The sequence below is a fragment of the Microbulbifer maximicatervae (SeqCode) genome (assembly GCF_052468295.1).
The window spans coordinates 2,339,692-2,360,247 of record NZ_CP174340.1; the positions used below are offsets into that span (position 1 = coordinate 2,339,692).

At 46.2% G+C, this 20,556-nt stretch carries 18 protein-coding genes; 1 reads left to right on the forward strand and 17 read right to left on the reverse strand.

Annotated features, from left to right (window positions below):
• The first annotated feature begins 7 nt into the window (after window positions 1-7).
• On the forward strand, window positions 8-2,272 hold the full coding sequence (locus ACJJIQ_RS10680; RefSeq protein WP_445364577.1) for a multiheme c-type cytochrome: 2,265 nt from the start codon (window positions 8-10) through the stop codon (window positions 2,270-2,272).
• On the opposite strand, the gene ACJJIQ_RS10685 is transcribed toward ACJJIQ_RS10680, so the two are convergent.
• The 17 genes from ACJJIQ_RS10685 to ACJJIQ_RS10765 form a co-directional block, all read right to left on the reverse strand.
• Window positions 2,269-3,612 carry a hypothetical protein gene (locus ACJJIQ_RS10685; protein WP_445364578.1) on the reverse strand — a complete coding sequence of 448 codons (1,344 nt, stop codon included), beginning with the start codon at window positions 3,610-3,612 and terminating at the stop codon, window positions 2,269-2,271. The two genes, ACJJIQ_RS10680 and ACJJIQ_RS10685, sit on opposite strands and share 4 nt — an antisense overlap.
• Before the next feature lie 12 nt (window positions 3,613-3,624).
• A complete protein-coding gene (locus tag ACJJIQ_RS10690) occupies window positions 3,625-4,377 on the reverse strand; it encodes an outer membrane lipoprotein-sorting protein (RefSeq protein WP_444905588.1) in 753 nt (250 codons plus the stop codon).
• A gap of 12 nt (window positions 4,378-4,389) precedes the next feature.
• Window positions 4,390-5,619, reverse strand: coding sequence for an ABC transporter permease (locus tag ACJJIQ_RS10695; RefSeq protein ID WP_444932922.1), 1,230 nt, complete (start codon window positions 5,617-5,619; stop codon window positions 4,390-4,392).
• Window positions 5,620-5,621: 2 nt separating this feature from the next.
• Window positions 5,622-6,341 carry a hypothetical protein gene (locus ACJJIQ_RS10700; protein WP_445364579.1) on the reverse strand — a complete coding sequence of 240 codons (720 nt, stop codon included), beginning with the start codon at window positions 6,339-6,341 and terminating at the stop codon, window positions 5,622-5,624.
• Complete coding sequence (locus tag ACJJIQ_RS10705) at window positions 6,338-7,042, reverse strand: ABC transporter ATP-binding protein (protein ID WP_108732869.1); 705 nt, start codon at window positions 7,040-7,042, stop codon at window positions 6,338-6,340. The genes ACJJIQ_RS10700 and ACJJIQ_RS10705 overlap by 4 nt, the downstream gene beginning before the upstream one ends.
• Window positions 7,042-7,776 carry a tetratricopeptide repeat protein gene (locus tag ACJJIQ_RS10710; protein WP_444894156.1) on the reverse strand — a complete coding sequence of 245 codons (735 nt, stop codon included), beginning with the start codon at window positions 7,774-7,776 and terminating at the stop codon, window positions 7,042-7,044. The genes ACJJIQ_RS10705 and ACJJIQ_RS10710 overlap by 1 nt, the downstream gene beginning before the upstream one ends.
• A 19-nt stretch (window positions 7,777-7,795) precedes the next feature.
• Window positions 7,796-8,050, reverse strand: a complete 255-nt coding sequence (locus ACJJIQ_RS10715) for an acyl carrier protein (protein ID WP_282933202.1) — start codon at window positions 8,048-8,050, stop codon at window positions 7,796-7,798.
• A gap of 2 nt (window positions 8,051-8,052) precedes the next feature.
• A complete protein-coding gene (locus tag ACJJIQ_RS10720) occupies window positions 8,053-9,183 on the reverse strand; it encodes a hypothetical protein (protein ID WP_445364580.1) in 1,131 nt (376 codons plus the stop codon).
• On the reverse strand, window positions 9,180-10,094 hold the full coding sequence (locus tag ACJJIQ_RS10725; protein ID WP_108732865.1) for an alpha/beta hydrolase: 915 nt from the start codon (window positions 10,092-10,094) through the stop codon (window positions 9,180-9,182). The genes ACJJIQ_RS10720 and ACJJIQ_RS10725 overlap by 4 nt, the downstream gene beginning before the upstream one ends.
• Window positions 10,091-12,058 (reverse strand): NAD(P)/FAD-dependent oxidoreductase, encoded by a 1,968-nt coding sequence (locus ACJJIQ_RS10730; RefSeq protein WP_445364581.1) that lies wholly within the window; start codon window positions 12,056-12,058, stop codon window positions 10,091-10,093. The genes ACJJIQ_RS10725 and ACJJIQ_RS10730 overlap by 4 nt, the downstream gene beginning before the upstream one ends.
• Window positions 12,055-13,917 carry an acyl-CoA dehydrogenase family protein gene (locus ACJJIQ_RS10735; protein WP_444932917.1) on the reverse strand — a complete coding sequence of 621 codons (1,863 nt, stop codon included), beginning with the start codon at window positions 13,915-13,917 and terminating at the stop codon, window positions 12,055-12,057. Before ACJJIQ_RS10735 ends, ACJJIQ_RS10730 begins: the two co-directional genes overlap by 4 nt.
• Complete coding sequence (locus ACJJIQ_RS10740) at window positions 13,910-14,929, reverse strand: hypothetical protein (protein WP_444927537.1); 1,020 nt, start codon at window positions 14,927-14,929, stop codon at window positions 13,910-13,912. Before ACJJIQ_RS10740 ends, ACJJIQ_RS10735 begins: the two co-directional genes overlap by 8 nt.
• Window positions 14,930-14,931: 2 nt before the next feature.
• Window positions 14,932-15,462 (reverse strand): hypothetical protein, encoded by a 531-nt coding sequence (locus ACJJIQ_RS10745; protein WP_445364582.1) that lies wholly within the window; start codon window positions 15,460-15,462, stop codon window positions 14,932-14,934.
• Complete coding sequence (locus ACJJIQ_RS10750; RefSeq protein WP_445364583.1) at window positions 15,459-16,292, reverse strand: hypothetical protein; 834 nt, start codon at window positions 16,290-16,292, stop codon at window positions 15,459-15,461. Before ACJJIQ_RS10750 ends, ACJJIQ_RS10745 begins: the two co-directional genes overlap by 4 nt.
• Window positions 16,289-17,329 (reverse strand): hypothetical protein, encoded by a 1,041-nt coding sequence (locus ACJJIQ_RS10755; protein WP_445364584.1) that lies wholly within the window; start codon window positions 17,327-17,329, stop codon window positions 16,289-16,291. The genes ACJJIQ_RS10750 and ACJJIQ_RS10755 overlap by 4 nt, the downstream gene beginning before the upstream one ends.
• A gap of 3 nt (window positions 17,330-17,332) precedes the next feature.
• Window positions 17,333-18,481 carry a type III PLP-dependent enzyme domain-containing protein gene (locus ACJJIQ_RS10760; protein WP_445364585.1) on the reverse strand — a complete coding sequence of 383 codons (1,149 nt, stop codon included), beginning with the start codon at window positions 18,479-18,481 and terminating at the stop codon, window positions 17,333-17,335.
• Window positions 18,482-18,573: 92 nt separating this feature from the next.
• Complete coding sequence (locus ACJJIQ_RS10765; RefSeq protein WP_444894163.1) at window positions 18,574-20,049, reverse strand: class I adenylate-forming enzyme family protein; 1,476 nt, start codon at window positions 20,047-20,049, stop codon at window positions 18,574-18,576.
• Window positions 20,050-20,556 lie beyond the last annotated feature (507 nt).

The window sequence follows — 20,556 nt, forward strand, 5'->3', positions numbered from 1 at the left end:
AAAAACCGTGATAAATATAGCTGGCACTAGCCTCCTCAAAATCAGCCTTATCTGTCTCGTACTGGTGGCCTGTGGTAACGAAGAGCCGGTTGATACCCAACCTCTCAAGCGCCAGAATGAAGCAATCAGCTCAGAAACCACTTTCGTGGGCTCCGCGCAATGCGCCGTATGCCACAAAGATGAGGCCAGTGCCTGGCAAGGTTCCCACCACCAGCTGGCAATGCAGGCCGCCAATAGTGACAGCGTTCTAGGTGATTTCTCCGGGGTGGCATTTGAATATCAGGGGCAGAAATCTCACTTCTATCAAAAGGAAGGGCGCTATTACTTACGCACTGATGGGCCCAATGGAGCCCTCCAGGACTATCCCCTTGCCTATACATTTGGTGTCCACCCTTTACAGCAATACTTAATTGACTTGGGAGGCGGACGTCTTCAGGCACTGAGTATCGCTTGGGATAGCCGGGACAAATCTGCCGGTGGTCAGCGCTGGTTCCATCTCTATCCCGATCAAGCGATAGATCATCAACATCCCCTGCACTGGACCGGCATAAACCAGAATTGGAACTTTATGTGTTCCGACTGCCATTCCACCAATCTACAAAAGGCCTATAACCTACAAACCGATAGCTACCAGACATCCTGGTCAGAGATCAGTGTCGGTTGTGAATCCTGTCATGGCCCGGGATCAAGGCACATTCAGTGGGCAAAAACACAAAATGAGGCATTGCCGAATAAAGGGCTAGATCCCCATTTTATTGACCCAACCCATCAGATCCGGGAAATGGATTTGCAAACGGGGATTGCCAAGCTTGCGCCATCGGCAGCCATCCAGCGTGAAATAACAACTTGCGCCCAGTGCCATTCTCGGCGGAGTACCCATTTACCGGGAGCGAAGGCTAACAGCGAATTACTGGATCATTTCAACCTCACACTTCTGCAAGAGCCTCTCTACAACGCAGATGGCCAGGCCGATGGCGAGGTATTTGTGTACGGATCTTTTCTGCAAAGCAAAATGTACGCTGCAGGTGTTACCTGTAGCCACTGTCATAACCCCCACAGTCTACAACTGAGAGCAGCTGGTGATGCAGTTTGTGCCCAGTGCCATATGCCGGAGCGATTCGCCCGTACTGATCACCATCTGCACCCAACTCAAAGCCCCGGTGCCCGCTGCACAAACTGCCATATGCCGACGAAAAATTTTATGCAGGTGGATGGGCGCCGGGATCACAGTTTCCGCGTTCCCCGACCTGACCTTTCCGAGGCGCTGGACACCCCCAATACTTGCAACAGCTGCCATCAAGATAAATCGAGCCAGTGGGCAGCGAAGATATTGGAAGACAAATACGGCTCACCTCCCCCTCACTACGGGCAGACATTGCACGCAGCTATGCGCGGGGATAGCGAGGCCGATAAGATGTTAATGGACCTTATTCAGGACAGCAGTCAACCGGAGATTGTTCGGGCCAGCGCAATCCGTTTGTTACCGCGCTACCTGACGATAAATTCCGCTCAGTTACTCCAACAAATTGCCCAGAGCGAAGAACCATTATTAAACCTGGCCCTTGCGCAGTCTCTGGATGAACTACCGGAGCAATTACGACTGATGATCGGTGTACCGCTGCTTTTCAGTAAAATGGCCGTGACCAGGTCGCTGGCTGCCAATGGCGTTACCGATGCTCAGATCGGGACTATGCCCGCGCAAGTACATCAGCAATACTCAAAGGCCCTTAAAACCTATACCACCTCAGAATTATTCAACAGCGACCGACCGGAATCCCTGGTAAACCTGGGCAACCTCCATTTCCAGAGAGGAAATACGCAACAAGCGGAAGCCTTCTATCGCCGAGCAATAACCAAGGCCTCCTACTACACACCCGCCTATATCAACTTGGCCGACCTTTACCGGGCAAGTGGACGTGAAACCGATGCGGAATTATTACTCAGAGGGGCACTTTCGAAGAGTGAGGATATCGCCGTAATCCAGCATGCCTTAGGACTTTCCCTGGTTCGTCAGAACCGCCACCAGGAGGCAATGGGTTTTCTAAAGGCGGCGGCTGAGCATGAGCAAACCCAGAGCCGGTATCTTTACGTATACGCCATAGCCGTTCACTCAGAAGGCAACAGCGAACTCGCCCTGGATATTCTAGAAGACGGCTATCACCAGTTTCCGCAGGACCTAGATATTTTGCGGGCATTAATTTCTATTAGCAGGGAATCCGGCAAGCGGGAAATCGCACAAAAATATGAAGCACTTTTAGCCAGCAAGCGCTAAAAATCATAATAGAGACTTAACCTAAGAAGCCTTTCAGTAGGCAGCAGACCAAATTCACAGGACTCACAACCCCGGAAAAACTGGGCTTGCAGTCGAGTACTAAAATGCTCAGTCCAGTTCTGAATCAATTCCAGGTTGTGGTACTGACTCTTGTCATCCAGGTTGTATTGCACACTCTGGCGATATTGAAACTTCTTATCCAGCCGGGTGTTACCCCACATCAAGAACAAATACTCCTGCCGTAGTTGTCCGGTAGATAAAAGGTGAAAACTATCGGACAGAAAAGCAATCGCCTCATAAACCCGCTCGCTGTTCAATCCGTTCTTTGCACTATCTACCTGCGTTTGAACCAAATCCCACTCGTCATCATCGAATCCATGCTGGTTATACAGATACTCCGCAGTAACATCCCATCCCTGGTTGAAGCTGAGCTGAGTACCAAGCACCAGCTTCAAATAACCATCGTCCTCTGCTGGAAAATAGGAGAGTTCGCCCGGCTGCGGTAACTCCCGCTGATGTTCCCAAGCCCCCTCCAACCTGAGTGTGGCACTGTCTCCAGCCAAAGTACTCAACCCGAGAGCGACATTGGTTGCCTCCCCCTCTATCTGATGTAATACCAAGCGGGTATCCAAGTCACCTTCACGATTCACCACGAGAGCGTACTGAAACTCATGGTCATTTACGCTAGTGTCAAAGTGACCATCCAGTTCATCCTCAACCTGAGCCATATAAATGCCGGTGTTCCAGCGACCATAGCGGAAATCGAGATGGGCCATATCCCAGCCCAGTTGCTGGGTAAGCTCATCGGCATCCAGATTGGGGCGGTCAAAAGTGGCTTTTAATAGATTTGCTGGAGACCAGTTGTAACCGTTGCTCCACTGAGGTTTTATCCGACCGACGTTAATACCAAACCTTCGGTTGTCAGTGTAAGAAGAGAAATACCCCTCTAGCAGATGGGATTCTGTCTCTTTTTCAGATGTTCCAGCCTCATTAGACCGATAGTGCTCTATCGCCGCAAACCGCGAGTAAACTGAGAAGTGTGCTCCCAGGGAAAACTGGCCACTGAGATCCAGAGCAAGTAAAGACTCTTGTTCATCAAAGACAAACAGACCCGGATCGAAATAGGGATCATCCCTAACTTCATTCTGCTGGTGATACCCGAGTAGCGAAGCATCAACATCCCAAACAACTCGAGAAACCCCTTCCTCAGTGCTCACTTCATCGAAAAGTTCCGAGTTGGTCTCGAAAGGATCTTGATAGCCTTCGGCACCGGCAACTTTTTCAGCAAAAGCGAGAGGAAGGAGTATAAATGGGAGAATTGTCCTGATTCTGATAACCATTACCGACTCACCTCAATTCAGCCTGCCAAGGGAGCCTTTTTGGAAAATTGCCGGGTCCAGGCTCTCAAGACGATAGTCATCGAATTTCATCCAGGTATAACTCTCGTCAATGAGTGCATCCACCAAGAGTAATTTATGCAGTTTCAGCTCGCCTTCAAACTGCTTGAACTCTTTATAGTGCGCTGTTTTAAGGAGGCGCCCGGATCGGGTATAAAACTCCCCCTTTAAAGGCAGGTTTCCCTCAGCCTGTGCCATCCAAATTTTTACTTTGTCATAGGCAACTCCAGAGGATTTTGCCGATAAATACAGCACCCAGTAATCTTCCCCATCAACAGTTTCCTGCCCTTGCAGCTCTGCCGTGTAATCCCGGGAAAAATTTGCCCCCACTACATCACCGTTACTGGTCTCGCCTATTAATCGCTGTGAGGGCGCAATCCGGATAACCCTGCGCGTACCGGGAATATAGAGCCACATATTGGCGCTCTCTTTTAGCATTGCCCTGCCCTTTTCCCGGGCGGGCGCCAAAAATTGGATCAGTGATTGCTCATTAAATACTTTGACACTGAGCTTATTGGTGCGGGGCTCCTTGTCCTTTTTATAGCTGATATTGGTGATATCAAAGCTAAAACCCTGATCCCTGAACCCGCGAAAGTCATCCAGCTTATTAACCAGTGACTCAGCCGAAACCGATGCATAACTTGAGTAGCTAAACAACAAGCAGGCTATCGCCAACACCCACCCATAAAAAGAATTCAACTTATACATAGAAGACCCAAATCAAGTAAACCTAAGTGCTTTTACTACCGGCAGCCGGGATGCTTTTATCGCTGGATAAAGGCTGGAAACAAGTGAAATACAAAAACCCAACAGGAATGTTTTCAATAAGATATCCGGCACGACAAACACACGGATAGGATAATCCTGGGTACTGCCCGGTGGCCGAGGCATCATCCATTCGGCATAGGTAATTCCCTTGGCTGCCAGTGCACCAATCAGTAGCCCCAGCAAACTTCCGATCAAACCGAGAAATACCGACTCTAGTAAAATCAGGTTTACAACCTGCCGGGGAGTACCGCCCATGGCTCGGATAGTACCCAGCTCACGGGTACGCTCCATTACTGCCATCAACATGGTATTGGAAATACTCAACGCGACGATTACCAACACAATTACGGTAATAAAACCAAAAACTCCGTTAAACAGGCCAACAACCTGATGATAGTAACCCGCCAGTTCTTCCCAGCTTTTTATTTCTAGGTTCAAATTGTTCTGCTCAAAGACACTGGCCAGAGTCGCAATTGAGGTAGATGTAAGTTCGGTCTCCTCCAGTAAAACCACTAGCCGTGTAATATCTGACGTATAGAGCAGTTCCTGAGCCAGAGGCAAATTCACCCTGAGCAAGCGATCATCCAGTTCCTTAACACCGGTTGTGATTACCCCCATCACCTGTACATCGACAGCATTGATTGCTCCATCCTGGGTGCTTGCCAACAGGGTCAAGTAGTCCCCAATCTGAACATCCAGAGCATTGAACAATCCTTCTCCAAGGTGAGCAGCAGAAATATCCTCAGGAAATAGATCGTCCCCTTGAACAATCTGAATTGCAGAGGAAAGCATCACTTCTTTCTCCGCATCAATACCAATTCCAGTGATGGCTATCGATTGCTTGCCATCACTAAGCAGGCCATTGAAATTAAGGCGAGGCGCTACCACCAACGTATCGGTTTCATTTTCTACCAGCTCGGAAATCTTTTGAAGGTCCCCATCAGCAATCAGGTATTTTTCCGGTTCCGCTTTGCCAAACTGGTTGTAGCCTTTGGCATAGATTTGTATATGACCAAGCTGCGAGCGGATCATACTCTCCCGCATCCCCTCATACATCGACTGTACAAAACCGCCAAAAATAATCAGGCTGGTACAACCGAAAACGATCGCAGCCAAGGTAATCAGGCTGCGGCGCCCGTTACGCATAATATTCAGCAGTGCAACTTTCCAACCCAAGCCCATGACTAAATACTCCGAAGCGCCAGCTTGGCTTTAGCGGACCAGTCGGTATCCGACTCGGCCACCTTCCCCCAAAGAACCCGGGCATCATCGGGCTGTTTGTTGCGCTCATAAGCCTGGGCAAGGTAGAACTCTACAAAGCCGAGAAATTCTTTACCGAACCGATTGCCCACCTGTTCCCTTACCAGCTCCAAGTCTTCAACAGCGTAGCGCGCTCTTTTTAGGAAGGCCGGCATATTGGCACAGCTAATTCCCCGCTGAAGGCGGGCGCCCAGATTGAATGGAGATTGTTTAACAGCCCGGTCCATCATGCGATTGCCTCGTCTGGAGAACAGCGATAGTTTTGCCAATCGATCAAGGTAGAAGCTGGATTTAAAGGAAGTTGTCGATCCCAATGCAGCATTGAGTTCGGGGTCATCCGGGAGACTCTCCAACAGTGACTGCATCAGAGCCTCTAACTCCTCAACATCCTGCAACTCTGCATCTTCCATCGACGTAAGGCGCGCAAGCTGAGCCAAGTAGGCCTGCTTTCTCTGCTCACTGGTCGTTTCTCCATTGACAGCAGCAAACAGCGCCTCCCTTTCGCTATTGGTGAATGGAATCGGAGTTGGAAAGACGAAGTCTTCAGCCAAAGCTGGTACAGAAATTAAGAATGCAACTGAAATAGCCAAAGCCGCTCTAGTTAGCGGGCCCCTAGCCAGCAACATTTTTATGATTGCTGTCATGCAAAAGCCTCCTGAACAATACCTTGAGGCGAAGCTGTATCCTCTACCAAATGACCATCTCGCACCGTGATAACACGGGATGCCAAGCTGGTTACATAATCATCATGGGTGGCTACGATAAAAGTGACACCCTGCTCCCGGTTGAGCTGCTTCATAAGGCTCATAATGCTCTCCGACGTGCGCGAATCCAGATTGGCTGTAGGTTCGTCCGCAAGCACCAGATCTGGCTTACTGACAATTGCCCTGGCAATCGCCACTCGCTGCATCTGCCCCCCCGAAAGCTGGGTAGGACGCTGATTAACCAACTTGGCAAGCCCCACTGCTTCCAGAGCGTCTAACGCTAGTTGCCTGGCATTGTTAGCCCCCCGCAGTGTCAACGGGTACATCACATTCTCAAGTGCTGTAAGCACGGGAATCAGGTTAAAAGACTGGAAAACAATCCCAATATGACGACCTCGGAACAGGGAGCGCTGATGCTCTCCCAAACTCCCAAGATTAACGCCATCAATATGAACTGATCCGGAATCACACTGATCCAATGCGGATAGAAGGTTCAATAATGTGCTCTTACCACTACCGCTGGGCCCTTTCACAGCCAGAAACTCACCTCGATCGATAGCAAGATCTATATCCCGCAAGGCATCGACCCACAGATCGCCCAATCGATAGCGCTTTGAAACACGCTTTAGCTCAACCAACATTAACTTTTACCCAGGGTGACTGCCATTTGCCCCAGTTGCTCACAAGAGGTTTGCATCGTGGCAGGACAAGGAGCCATTGCTATTGCTTTTTGGTAGTAATCCATGGCCACTGCCAAATCCTCAGTGCCCTCTCCAGCTTTCACCCAGTAGGCATTAGCCAAAGACAAATACACCACCTGCTGCATAGCAGCCGGCAATAGATCGGGCTCTGAATCCATCAGATTCTTAAACCAGGCTTCATCTTCGAACACCCGCTCAAAGTGGCCGCTTACTTCTCCTACATAAGAAAAAGTAATCAGCCGTATCAGGCGCACATTAAAGTCTGAGTCGGCACTGAGACCCGCTTGATCCACCTCATCCATCGCATGCCGCAGACGGTAAAGCTTGTAAAGCCCCATCGCAGGGTCAAACATCGCACCTGCGCGCTTGCCCTCATTGGAGTAATACGCTGCACGTATCAGCATGTCGTCTGGACGCTGTTGATACGCGGCTTCCAGCAAGTGTGCAGCCTTTTCAAGCTCGTTATGATGACTAAATAACTGCCCAAGCTCCAACATCAAGTCGGGGTCTGTACTATTTTCACCAATCTCCTGCTGGAGAAACTCCACCTGCTCCATCTCGCCTTCTGAATAGGCAATCTTGCCAAACTCGATGGGAGCAGCACCTGAAAACCAGGCAACAACATTTCCAATAAAAAAACTACTGATAAGAATGGTAAGTACTTTTTTAAACATTGACTGCTCCCGAAGTACGCTAGACTTCTTCCGAGTTTTCAAGTAGTTGACCATCCATTTCCCTTAGGGTGGTGTGTTCGTCGAAAACAAGATTTTCAGGGCTCATCACCCCAGGGTATAACTGCTCGCAAATTAGAATCACCTCGACAATATTCAGGGAATCCACCCCGAGTTCTGCAATGGGTGTATCTGCATCGACAGCATCAACATTCAGCATAAGAGCTATTTGCTCACAAAGCTCTTGTACCTTGTTCTCTACAACTGCTGTAGACATAATTACTCTCCAGTAACATTTCCTATTTTTAAGTTATTAAATCGCAGCAAGTAGTCCAATGTTAAAGTAAAAACACAAACATGCTGCTCTCGTTCTGAGTATTTTTGCTGCTGTTTTATGGCAGCAGAACTGATCATGGGCGGTATATAGAACCAGACTTTTGCAAGCCAATGATGTCCATAAAAAAACACCCGCTGAAAAGATTCGTAAATATTACAGATAGGTTTATCACTTATTGAAAGTGCGGGGGGAATTACACCCTCATCTCCCGAACCTTCAACAATCTCCACCATCTTGCTGGTATTCATTGCCAGTATATTGAGTAAAAACTGGGCAAAAGGCAGATAGAAAGTTTGGAAGGTATAATCTTCCCTATCGAGACTTGATTCTGAGTCCTTCCAGGCTCGATCCAACTCTTCCTGCACCATGTCGGTGTAACTTTGTAGATCGATCCCTTCTACGACTCTATTTTTATGAGCCTTATTAAAGATCTTTGCCCGCTTCTCCTGATAGCCAACCGTTAAAGGCAGGCTTTGTCTACCCACTTTTAATTTGGTGCCGCTTGACTCCGCCAAACGATTGGCAATATGAGCATAAAAAGTGGTATCAACAGGCGAGAAAAGCTTAGAGGTTACCTCAGGTAAACTGTTGAAGAGTTTATCGGTAGCTTCTTCAGGAGTCACCAGGGCTACATCAAATGACCCAGATTGATGATGTTCAGCAGAGAGCCAAATAAGCTCTCTGGCTGATATAACAACATCATCTTCAGGAAAGAGCATTTTAACATTCTGCAAAAGGCTCTTTCTTTCTGTGGAGAAACCGAAATACTCTATTTCAATTAAGTAGTGGCAATCTACCGTATCGGCACCAACAGCAGGAAATAGTGATAAATCCTGACCAACAAATAGACGATCATCCTTCAGGTAATAATAAAGGGGAAATCGAAACGCCTTGCCAACTTGCAAGTGAAAAGTGTTTTTATCACTTCTCTTTATAGTCCCTAAAGATGTCCAATCTTCGCCATGCCCTGCTCCCCAATCGGTATCATTTAAAAATGAACTCAGTGAGACTTCTGCACCGACGGGCAACACTTTTTCTCGCATCAGGGGAGTTTTGCCTTTACTAGGTCTCATGCAACAGCCCCCTCAGGTTGCCGCATCAAAGTTGTCAACCAGTTGGAAATAGGTTTTGCCGAAGCAGAAATAGCTGACATATGAGTAGCTCTGGGCAACTCAGTAAGTCCAGCCTTAATACTGGGCGAGAGATACCAGCTCAATACAGTGTGGAGCACATGGGTATCAAGTACTTCGTCCTTCTCACCGACAAAAAAGTGGCAGGGTACATTTAAACTCGCAAAGAGATCCGCGTATCTCTTTACGTTATAGGCACTGAGTAAGTTAAACGTGCAGTCCAGAACTCGCCCCTGATTTCCCGCTGCTGATCCCACCGGGGGAAAGCTCAGCACTGATAACTTCCTCAAAGGGGGGAACAAAAGTGCCAGCCAATATTTCAGCATTTTTATTTTTGGCAGATTCTGGTCCCCTGCCGATGCCCTAGGCCGCGTATAGTGACGCTTCCTTCCGTAACGAATGTAATACTCAAAGCCAGATGCGGGAATATCGTACTTTCTTGTTTCCTCTGACTGAGTCAGAGGCGGTGCTATCGCAAAAAAACCTGCAATATCTTTACTGCCATATAGGTGCAGATATTTAAGTGCAACCAATGACCCCGCGCTGTGCCCTCCAAGAACAAAGGCCTTAGCCCCTCTTTTTTTGAGGTGTTTTAATAGATCGGCAAGATCGTCTTGCAATTGGTCGGAATAATCGAGATCCCCCGGAACACCTTCACTCTTACCATGGCCTCGCCAGTCTGGCAGACACACACTAATACCGTTTCGGTGCACCATCCGTCCAAACATTAAATACCACTGGCTACTGAACGTGCTCCCGTGCATGCAGACAAGCACCAGGTCAGATTCATCGCACGGCAACCAGCGAAAGGAGAGTTTTTTTCCATCCCGCGCCTGAAAGAACTCCTGAATCACACAACCTCCGAATCCGCATGAGCAGAGTCTAATTCAGCTGTGGGCATAGCTTCACGCTGGTCAATGACCGAATCCATTATGCTATCCGGCTGACTGCGTGCAAAAGCAAGAAATACAGGAACCATACTGGGGATCGCAATATACTCCTGAGTCTGCACCCAGATAGATTTTGCTTTCTTGTTAACCTCAGCAAGTTCTTTATTGGAATAGCTACCCGCAAGATCCATAACTTCAATCGTATCTGTGTGGAAGGACTCTTCCGATACAATAACACTCACTGGATCTGCCATATCCTCATTGACTAGATCTGTAAGCTTGATAGATAACCTCTCAAGCAACCAGTTGAGGTCAGCCCCATTCATATTTGGCTTTTGTAAAAGATCAGGCAGGGTAATAGCCTGCTGAACAACCATCCGGTTTGCCAGTTTAGGGAGGTCGAGTCGCGCCTGGACAACACTCAGGAAAACTTCAACCCAAAGTTTGATCCGCAGATCGATTCGCCAACCGTCCCGACCCTGGGTTCCCATTAAATATACAAAGTACTTATAGTGATCGGCACCGGACTCAAAGAAACCTTCACTATTTCTGCGAAAATATCGATTCTGAGCTTTAAGTTCTTTTGCCGTTTCAACTAACAGGCGTTGCAGGATTAACTCAAGGGCCATATATCCACGGCGCAGGTAACTCTTGCGTAGCCAGTACTCCTGATCCAGATAATTACCTGACATATAATCCCAGGCACTCTCCAGGAAATAAGCAGCGGTATTGTAGGCAAGCAGAGGAGAACACAGTTCAGCAGAGTCAATAACCGGGTATACATTTGCTACATGGGCATAGAGGCCCTGGTAAAATTCTGTGACCACTTGATTTGCGATCGGCAATTCTTTTGCAAGCCGCTGCTGAGCTTCATCACGATTATTGTCTGAGATATCGGCAACAATGTACTTACAAATATGGTCATTAAACAGGGCTATCATATCGCCCCCACCACTAAACAGAGGATCAAGGAACATCGAGGAAAATCCGGAGGTAGCCCAGCGGTCCTCAAAGATAAACTCATCCGCTCTATAGGCAAGCTGTCCCCAAGCCTCGAAATCAATAAGCTCGGCGCCTTCCAGAAGCTCTGAAATAGCTCTATAAGCCAACAAAAAATCTAGGAAATCTTGCTTCTTTGTGGGCGGCTTGTCGAATTTACTATTCTCACCAACGATACCTACACTGGTATAGCCACCACTTAAGGGTATAAACCAAACCCAGTAACCATCTCCAGAAAAATGATTCGTTGAAAGAAAGCGTCCAAAGGCCTTCTTTCTCCAATTCATATCTCCCATGGAATCGATATCCTGTATGTTCTTAAACCGACCCCAGGCAGAGAAGTGTTTAGGGACATTCTCAACTCGGGTAAGCTTCTTATGCTTCTTAGCAACCCGATTTCGACCACTGCAATCTACTAACCAGCGGGCGTTAACCACTCCGCTAGCGCCATCTTCCATAAGCTCTATAGAATGGAGTTCATCACCTGGCTGTATGTTAAGATTTTTTGCTTTTACGCCCTGAATAACCTCTATGCCATTCGCCCTATTCATATCGACAAGGTCGGATTCCAATCTGGCCCGGTCAATTTGAAAAGCTGGATGAGGCGGAATACTGGTGGTTCCGTGCTCACTCATCTCTGTTAATGACAGTGTATGCTCAGGGTTATCGTAGAAAAAACGCAGACCATTTTTAGGCAAGTGATTCCTATAGAGATAATTCACCAAGCCCAACTGCTTCATAAAGTAGTGGCCGGTCATCTCCACTGTCGCTTCACCAACTTTGGCCTTAAACTCAGTATTTGCCTCAACAACCAATATGGTTAAAGCATCCTTATTGAGTTTAAGCTGACGGGCCAGGGTTAAGCCAGCCCATCCACCACCGATAATCACTACATCGTAATTGGATTCCAGCTGATCAAGCTTGTTCATGAGACAGCCTCCACATTTGACAATAATGAATTCCAGGAGGAAGCGTCCATTTCACAAAAAGAGTCCTGATCCTGAAGGATATCCAGCACCAGCTTGGTGCGGGGTAACTCATTGCGAATAAAGAATTTAGCACTGACTATTTTCGAGCGATAGAACTCCTCATCAGTATCGTTCAGGTCCTGACTCAACTTATCTGATGACGCGCATGCAGCCTCCAATAAAAGCCAGGCCAAGGTTATATCACCAAGCATATGTAGAATACGTGTGCTATAGGCAGGGATTTTGAACATTTCTTTTGTCTTCACCCATACCTGCACAGCTTTCAGTGCTGCTTCGAAATGTCCAAACGAGGTCTTTAAGCGCTCAAATTCAATCTCAAACTGAGGATAGTCCGTGGCCCGATCGAGGAAATTATCAATTTCTGCCTGATAGAATTGGAATAGCTTACTGGAATTACCCAATCCTAACTTATCGCGGATCAAGTCCTGGCTCTGGATATAATTCGTTCCCTCCCAGATTGCCAGCACTTTAATATCCCGGGCATATTGCTCTATACCCAGATCCTTGAGATACCCCTGACCACCACAGGTTTGAATTGCCAATTCACAGATACGCCAAGCCTGGTCGCTGATATAGGCTTTAACAACTGGAGTTAGCAGGTTCATTAAACCCTGGTAGTGAGCAATGCGATCCTTTTTGTCTTCCTGCCCCTGGTAGATTTTGACTAAGCTCTCTGACAATGTCAGTTTAGCAATCAGTGCTCTACAGCCCTCTACCTTGGATTTCATTTCCAACAACATACGCTGGACATCGGTATGCTCAACGATATTGACCCGGCTTGCGGTAGAGCTAAAGCTCTCGTGAAATCTCTTGCCCTGTAGACGCTTTGTCGAATAGGAAAGTGCATTGTAGTAGGCTGAGGAAGCCATACCCAAGGCGTAGACACCTGTGCTGATTCGTGCCTGATTCATCAAGGTAAGAAACTGCAACAAGCCTACATTCTCACGATTCCCCAGTAGGTAAGCTCTACAGGGGCCATTGTCACCAAACCGAAGGTGAGTGTTTGCACACCCTTTAAAGCCCATTTTCTCAGCTAGAGAAATGCATTCGATATTATTAAACCCACCGAGACTCCCATCCTCTTCAACCCAGTACTTAGGCACAATAAAGCAGGACAAACCGTAGGTGCCCGAGCCGCTTTTTTCGCCACGACCCATAACGAAATAAATGGTGTTTTCTGTCAGGTCGTGCATACCGGCACTTATCAGGTATTTTTCGCCCGTTAACAAATAAGTGCCGTCTTCCTGTTTCGAAGCGCGAGTCTCTACAAGGGATACATCACTTCCCGCCTGGGGTTCAGTGAGGCAGAGACAAGATGTCCACTCTGAGGTGGCTAATTTGTCCCTAAACAGGTCTTTTTGCAGATCGGTTCCATATTTTTCCACCAAGGTGGAGGACGGCAGGCAAAAACCACCATAAGTCATAAAACTTGGATTTGCCCCCATAAACATTTCCAGGAGCATTTGCATTACAAAGGGCGGAATAGTTGTATTTTGTTCGCCCTCAAATGAGGAGATATTCCCCCAGTCATCCTTAAATCTCTGCCACATCTCAGGGAATGCGCTCGGGAGCTTCACTCTCCCATTCTCTAACTGGCATCCCTCTCGATCTGAATCCTGATATCCCGGCCCGAGAACCTCATAAGAGAATTTTTTAGCCCGAACTAAAATTTCATGGAGAATCTCTGGTGAGCACCCTTTAAACATCTGGTCGCTGAACAGAGTTTTAGCTTCATGGAACTGTTCTTCAATAAGGAATTGAAATTCTCTTATATCAGTTTTATAAATATTATTATCCATGTCTTGCTCCTTGATATTCCAACAGCGTACGCCAACTACCTGCCCCTAATACCCAGTCAAATATCTGGTTGTGTCTTCCCCGGTAAATCCTCTTGGGATACCTTAATGCCTCACGAATATGCGAAAGGTAATCCTGGCCTAGAGTGTCACCCAGGTGCTGGGCGGAACTAAAATCTATATAGGCGTCTTCCAACACCAATTTCTCAACATTTACCAGTCTTGAAAGAAATCCCTGAAAATTGGGCGAAGGAATGTCTATTTTCAGGCAACCTACCCTGCCGCCACCCCCTAGAGTTAACAGCCATAGATCAGTCACCTTTTCCTCAATGTAATAACTGATCAATTCAGACAGAGGTTTAATACTCAAATAGTGCCAGCCGTCCTCTTCAATACTGGGTAACCATGAGGCCTTATCGCTGTGCGAAAACCCTTTCAGGAGCCCCTTGGCCCATTTCGAGCGGATATCAAAGGAAACTACTCGAGTATCATCACTAGAGCTGGTTGAGATTACCTGCTTAATACTCTTTACTAAATCTGGTGCGCCAGATAAAGATGGCGCTTGAGAGAGAATATCACAGCTGGATATTTGACAGAGATGTGTTTCACAATACTCTCGACAGATCCAGGTAGCCGCCACACCTACAAGAACATCTAAGCCATCTTGATCAGGTCCAACTCCAATTCCCAATGAATCCAGGCACTCTTGTTGCCGCTCTTTGCCCAGTTCGAGATTTAAGATCAAAGCTTCGGCTTCACTACACTTTGAAAAACTCAATACTGCAGCATGGAAGCTGGTGCAGGCGCTACCAACAAATCGAATATTATGCCCACCATCTTCAAGGTCTGCTATAAACTCTACAACCCGACTATCCTGTAGAACATTAGCCTCTCCCGCAGAAACCACATAGATAAGCTCTGGTAACAAATCATATTGATCCAGGTGTCCTCTCAAGGCATCAAGTAATCGATCAACCTGCCCGCCACTGTCTACCCATAGGTTTTTAATAAACATCTTTATGCTGTCCCGTCCATGGTATTTATTGTTATATCACCGAAACCGCACTCGATAAGTAATTTAGAAAGCCCCTCAATTAAGAGATCATGGCAATCAATATCCACTGCCAACCTGATTTTTAGCTGGTTTGTTCCCGCTTCAAATGGGTGGCGAACCAAGCTATCTTCAATAGCTATATATCGTTTTCCTTCTCTAACCAATATTGCTTCTTCACCAGCCAGGTCATGAAGCATTAAAACGGTGTCTTGTAATAGAGCACTCGGCATACGCCCACCAGCGGGCATCTGCATTTTTATCAAGATTAAGTCTATATCCAGTTCAGAATCTTCAAAGTATCGCAGAATATCCAGCAGTAATTGATAGTGCTCCGAATGGTTCAGTAGCACCGGGCTGGAATTAACTGGTAGACTGGATAATGCAAGATAGTCCTGCTCAGTACTCAACGGCAGCATTTGTGCTAAGCAGGATTTCAATGTGTCCGGATAGGGGTTACGTTCGAGACACGTTGATAGCTCAACAGTCTTCATCACGCGGCCTCCATTAGATAGAAGTGACTTTGTTCATCAACGGTAACTTCTACAGTGCAATAATAGCCATTCAATGCAATCGAACAGGCTAGAAAATTTTCTTGCTTGTCAAAGCCTTTTTCAGCGCCTTGGCAAATAATATTCAGCCAGGGATCACTACCAAAACAATGCCCCCATCGATCATGCAAGTCTGGTAACTTTTGATTGGCCGACAACAATTTGGAGAAAATTTGGCGAATATTCTCTGGAAAGAACGGCAAAGATAAAGTCAGGTCATCTCGTCCAACAGCCATTTTTCGGATGACAGTGGCAAATTCCGGAGTTGTATTATAAGTAATCGTGCAGGATGCATTAAGGTTTATACTGTCAAGATCCCGCACTTCAAACAACAATGTACAGAGACCAAAACCACTATCGCCCCAATTTTCATTTTCTCGCCAAAACGTTAGATCTAAAACATTGGCGTCAAGAATACTAACCAGTAAGTAGCGCGATTCCGGATTTTGTGTCAGGTAATGCCGAAGGCTATAACCCCAAGATGCACATTCATAGGTATTAACAAAACTGGTAACTGGCGCTCTTGCATTATCACCGTAATTGAAGTCCTGCTCACTAATCGCCGATGAACTCAAAGGAAGTTCAATCATGGTAGAGCATAAAAAATGGCGATCTATTTGCGAATCTTTTATCTCTGGAGCAGCATCTAATACACTATCTGTCTGTCTTCGGATAATCCTGGCAATATCACCAAAGGCAGTTGATACATCACTACTGGATGAGACAGTGATACCTTCTATAGGGATAAAAGCTGCAGATCGTAAATACAGGCTCATACCCGCAGCCCCTTAAATTTGCTATATATCTCAAAGAAGCACCGATATGAACTGCCTTCCATTTTTGTGAAAGCCAACAGATCGCGCTGTCGATTCACGGATTTGATCTTTCCTGACAAGACCAGGTTCAGCAAAAGCTCATTGCTGGTAAATTTCGTTGCCAGTACACGGTTTACACTGTGCATAGAGAAAGTGGTTGCAGCTACCTGCTCATTACACAAATAAATTAGATACTCTATATGAGCCTGATCTTCGCTGGTTAAATGAGCTTCTTTACAGTCATGTAGCCAAAGCACAAAGTGCATTAGTGATTTAACAAAGCGCGGGCGAACCAGTGTTAAAAATCGATTGACGCTACCCAACCCACCTTTGCTCAACAACATGTCTTTGGTAATTGATACTTTACCCTTACAATTTCCCAGCTGTAAGGTGCTATTTAAAAACGGCTCTCCTACAGTACTCTGCCGTAGTTGGTTACAGAGTTCTGGCGGCAACATCACTGTCAGGGGAAAAGGCCTTCCCGGTTGCTTGGTAACTACCATGGCAAAGCCAAGTTTATGTGCCTCAATGCCGTGGATCTTGTCGATATTCAGTAGCATGTCGCTATCAGTTTCAACCAGCTCTGTCTTCCAACCCATAAGGCTCGGGCCGCCGGGGTCTGTCATAAGGAAGTGGCCAAAAATCCCCTGCTCCACCCATTTATTGACCTGGGCAAGCTGATCATCTGTAGCAGTCAGGCTCAACATAATCGAGCCAAATAGCCCGATCATATTGTGAAAGTGATTATCCAGTCCTTCATCCCGGACAGTGTCAATAATTTGATCAATAACAAAGGTCTGCTCAAACTGCTCTAATGGCTGCTGAACCGAAGCGTCCCTAAGTGGTGCAAGCTCTGTCAAAGGATCTTCGATAATCATTGATGCATCGAATAGCCGAGCACAAGAATTTTCTAACAGCGATTTCAATGTGCTGGGCACTGGTGAAATACTGGATAATTGATTGAGAACAAAACCACCTACAACCGATTGCATTTCCATGATCTACTCCACCAGATAAGAGTTCGGAGCCGGCAACTTGAGGAAAGGTGCTACGGTATAACTTGCGTTATAGGCACCACATCCATCAAATATGACTAAGTCCCCTTCTCGAAGGTCAATATTGTTGACTTCCCCAATCACATCTTCCTTATTACAAGATGTGCCCACTAAAAGGACTTTCTGCCCCTCATCATTCCCTTTTAGAGGAGTCCCATTACGCAAAACATGAGGTTGCTGGAATCGTTTAAAGGTACTTTCTGTTTTCGCCAACAGAAAATTTTGGGCCATTCCCCCATCACATACGGCGTACTTGTCACCGTTAATGGACTTTTTATAGCGAACTTCCGTGACGAAATAACCGGCTGAGCCCATAATTGCTCGACCACTCTCGTGAACTACCTTGATATGATCTGGAAATTCAGCAATCAAATTTCTATATTGGCCAAAATCAAACTCCTGCTCTCGCCAATTGGGGTCAAACCCACCACCTAGATTGGCTAATGACAGAGGGTATCCCAGTATTTCCTCAAACTCATAAGCAACTTGCAAGGCCACTTTGGCAGTGTCGAAAGCACCTTTATTAAAGGAATATGAACCCCTAAACAAATGAAAACCTAAAACTGGAATCCCATGTTTCTTACAAAAATCCAAAGCCTCAAGACAACCATTCCAGTCGAAACCAAAATGATCTTTTCTTAGGCCCTTTTGATTTCTATCAAAGTGGCTCAAGATTGAGGGATTAAGCCTTAAAACGACAGGGTTTACTGGCCGCCTTGCCTTCAACTCCTCAAGCAAAGTTAATTGATTGAGATTGTCGATAATTAAATGGCACTTACTCGCAATGGCAGCGCGTATAAAGGCCTTATCTGCCGATGGGTTATTGACAAATCGGGGGCTATTCCCTTTAGGAAGTAGATTTAGTTCGCCTATAGATGCAATCTCAATACCGTCTTCAAAGATGTGCCCACAACGAAGTATTAAATTAAGGCAACTATTGGCTTTCAGAGAGTATATCAATCCCGTGCCCAGCGCTTCCTTCAGCTGCTTGTAGTTATCGTGAGCAGTTTTAACGGAATAGATATAACAAGGTGTAGATAGCTGTTTCTTATTTTGGCCCAACTGTTGAACCAGCGCATCTGACAGTGCACCCATAACTCCCCCAAGGGTTAAACGTATCGTTTATATTTTTATTAAGTTAGCGTTTTATGTTTTAGGCGGGATCCCGCCTAAATATACTCAGATCATTAGGCATGGACTTGTAAATCCTGTTCTAAGCGCTTCCTATCGACCTTGCTATTAGCGGTTAATTGAATTCCATCAACAAACCTGATATCTCTCGGCATGTAGTCAGTATCTATGTTCGCTTTCAGCCAAGTGCGAAACTGCTTCTGATTGTCAGCGGTATTCTCATGAAGCTCCACAACACAAGTAGCCACTTCATTCTCGAGCTTATCTCTAGTGCCGATGACTGCATTGATATGCACCAATGGGCACATATCAATATGATTTTCCAAGTCCTTTGGAAACAGACAAAATCCACCTTGTTTTATTAAGTCTTTTGAACGCCCTTTAAAATAGAAAAAGCCATCCTGATCACGGGTAAAAAGGTCTCCCGTCGCCAACCAATTGTCGTCCCGATATCTGCCCGAAAAGATTTCTGCACCACCTTGAGCGGCCGGGTTATAGTAGCCTTGCATCACTGCCGTCCCACGAACATAAAGCTCACCTACCTCATCAGCTTTTGCTTCTCTAAATTTACTGACCGCTGAGTGAGGTATAAATACACGTGCATCCAGGCCAGGGATCGGCTTGCCAACTGAACCCATCTTTTCTTCCCAAAGCTCTGGCTCCAAGTACAAGGCTCGCTTGCACTCAGTCAAACCATACATAGAGAAAACATTTAGACTTGGGCAATACTCTTTCCAGGCGCGAATCATGTACTCAGATAAATGGCCCCCAGTATTGGTGATACTGCGCAGGTTGCTGAGGTTAGGTTTAACCAAACCCACCAGTTTCACTAGGGCAGCCCCCATTGCTGGCACAATCGGAAGAACAGATATATCCCGCTCTGAAATCGTTTTAAGGGCTTGTATGGGGTTAAATGGTTTGTCGTAGAGGATGGTTGTACAGTTGCTATATAGCGCAAATAATACCTGATAAAGACCGTAGTCAAACGATAAAGGGGATAAGCACAAAATTCTGTCCTGTGCTGTCAGGCCCAAATATTGGGATATTGAGGCCAAGGAGGTCAGAACATTTTGATGGGTAAGCATAATGCCTTTTGGCTTACCAGTACTTCCTGAGGTATAGATCACCAGAGCCAGATCCACGCCTGTGACCACTGGAGTAGAAGACACTTCAAACTCTGAGCATTCCTGCTGATAATCGGGCAAGGCCTCAATTTTTCCAGCACGCCATATCGCCTTGGCATTGCAGTCTGAAGCGATCATTTTAATTGAAGAATGGCTCAGATCCCCCTTTGCAGGTACAACCACCAACCCCATCTTCCACGCCGCCAACATAATGGCGACCGCCTCTATTTCAGACTGAGTACACACTAAAATGCGATCGCCAGCACTGAAACAAACTTCTTCATTTGTAAGTGAGAGCCACGCATTCTCACAGTGAGCCGCGGTCAAAACCTCACCATCCAGATTTTCCAGACGACCTTGCCAACATTTTTCCACAACTTTCTCGAACAGGCTGGCAAGAGAAAACATTTTTAGTCCATTTATTATTCTAAGATTTTTGATCTAGTCCGAATAAGCCTAAAAAAAACTATTCAAACCGGCTACATGGGACGATCATTTTATAAATCGGATGACCCAATAATGACAAGCATTTTCTGTAAAGCTTATGACAACCTCTTTATCAATCCATGAAAAGTCTCATCCTGTTAGAAATTATTCGATCTGACTAAACATTACAAACATTCCAAAAGACAAATAAATCAAGAAGTTAATAAACCCTTTTTCCGATCTCGCACCACTACCAAGTAAAAAAATAGGCAATGAAAAACCAATTTATCCAGAATTTAATTCCGCCAAACGACCAAAAAAAAGAAAATAATTTTTTTGGTAGTAAAACCCTATAAAGCCAAAAAATTTGAACCGAATGGTCACAAAATAGGATGGGCAAATATTAAAAATTACTCAAACTTATTTCTGAAGGTGGTTTTTGAGAACCATGAAACCTTGAGAGATTTCTTTTACAAGTGATCGGCTACC

Excerpts from the sequence above, each read along its gene's own strand:
- ACJJIQ_RS10685 (WP_445364578.1), bottom strand. The coding sequence starts at position 3,612 with ATGGTTATCAGAATCAGGACAATTCTCCCATTTATACTCCTTCCTCTC.
- ACJJIQ_RS10690 (WP_444905588.1), bottom strand. The coding sequence starts at position 4,377 with ATGTATAAGTTGAATTCTTTTTATGGGTGGGTGTTGGCGATAGCCTGC.
- ACJJIQ_RS10695 (WP_444932922.1), bottom strand. The coding sequence starts at position 5,619 with ATGGGCTTGGGTTGGAAAGTTGCACTGCTGAATATTATGCGTAACGGG.
- ACJJIQ_RS10700 (WP_445364579.1), bottom strand. The coding sequence starts at position 6,341 with ATGACAGCAATCATAAAAATGTTGCTGGCTAGGGGCCCGCTAACTAGA.
- ACJJIQ_RS10705 (WP_108732869.1), bottom strand. The coding sequence starts at position 7,042 with ATGTTGGTTGAGCTAAAGCGTGTTTCAAAGCGCTATCGATTGGGCGAT.
- ACJJIQ_RS10710 (WP_444894156.1), bottom strand. The coding sequence starts at position 7,776 with ATGTTTAAAAAAGTACTTACCATTCTTATCAGTAGTTTTTTTATTGGA.
- ACJJIQ_RS10715 (WP_282933202.1), bottom strand. The coding sequence starts at position 8,050 with ATGTCTACAGCAGTTGTAGAGAACAAGGTACAAGAGCTTTGTGAGCAA.
- ACJJIQ_RS10720 (WP_445364580.1), bottom strand. The coding sequence starts at position 9,183 with ATGAGACCTAGTAAAGGCAAAACTCCCCTGATGCGAGAAAAAGTGTTG.
- ACJJIQ_RS10730 (WP_445364581.1), bottom strand. The coding sequence starts at position 12,058 with ATGAACAAGCTTGATCAGCTGGAATCCAATTACGATGTAGTGATTATC.
- ACJJIQ_RS10735 (WP_444932917.1), bottom strand. The coding sequence starts at position 13,917 with ATGGATAATAATATTTATAAAACTGATATAAGAGAATTTCAATTCCTT.
- ACJJIQ_RS10740 (WP_444927537.1), bottom strand. The coding sequence starts at position 14,929 with ATGTTTATTAAAAACCTATGGGTAGACAGTGGCGGGCAGGTTGATCGA.
- ACJJIQ_RS10750 (WP_445364583.1), bottom strand. The coding sequence starts at position 16,292 with ATGAGCCTGTATTTACGATCTGCAGCTTTTATCCCTATAGAAGGTATC.
- ACJJIQ_RS10755 (WP_445364584.1), bottom strand. The coding sequence starts at position 17,329 with ATGGAAATGCAATCGGTTGTAGGTGGTTTTGTTCTCAATCAATTATCC.
- ACJJIQ_RS10760 (WP_445364585.1), bottom strand. The coding sequence starts at position 18,481 with ATGGGTGCACTGTCAGATGCGCTGGTTCAACAGTTGGGCCAAAATAAG.
- ACJJIQ_RS10765 (WP_444894163.1), bottom strand. The coding sequence starts at position 20,049 with ATGTTTTCTCTTGCCAGCCTGTTCGAGAAAGTTGTGGAAAAATGTTGG.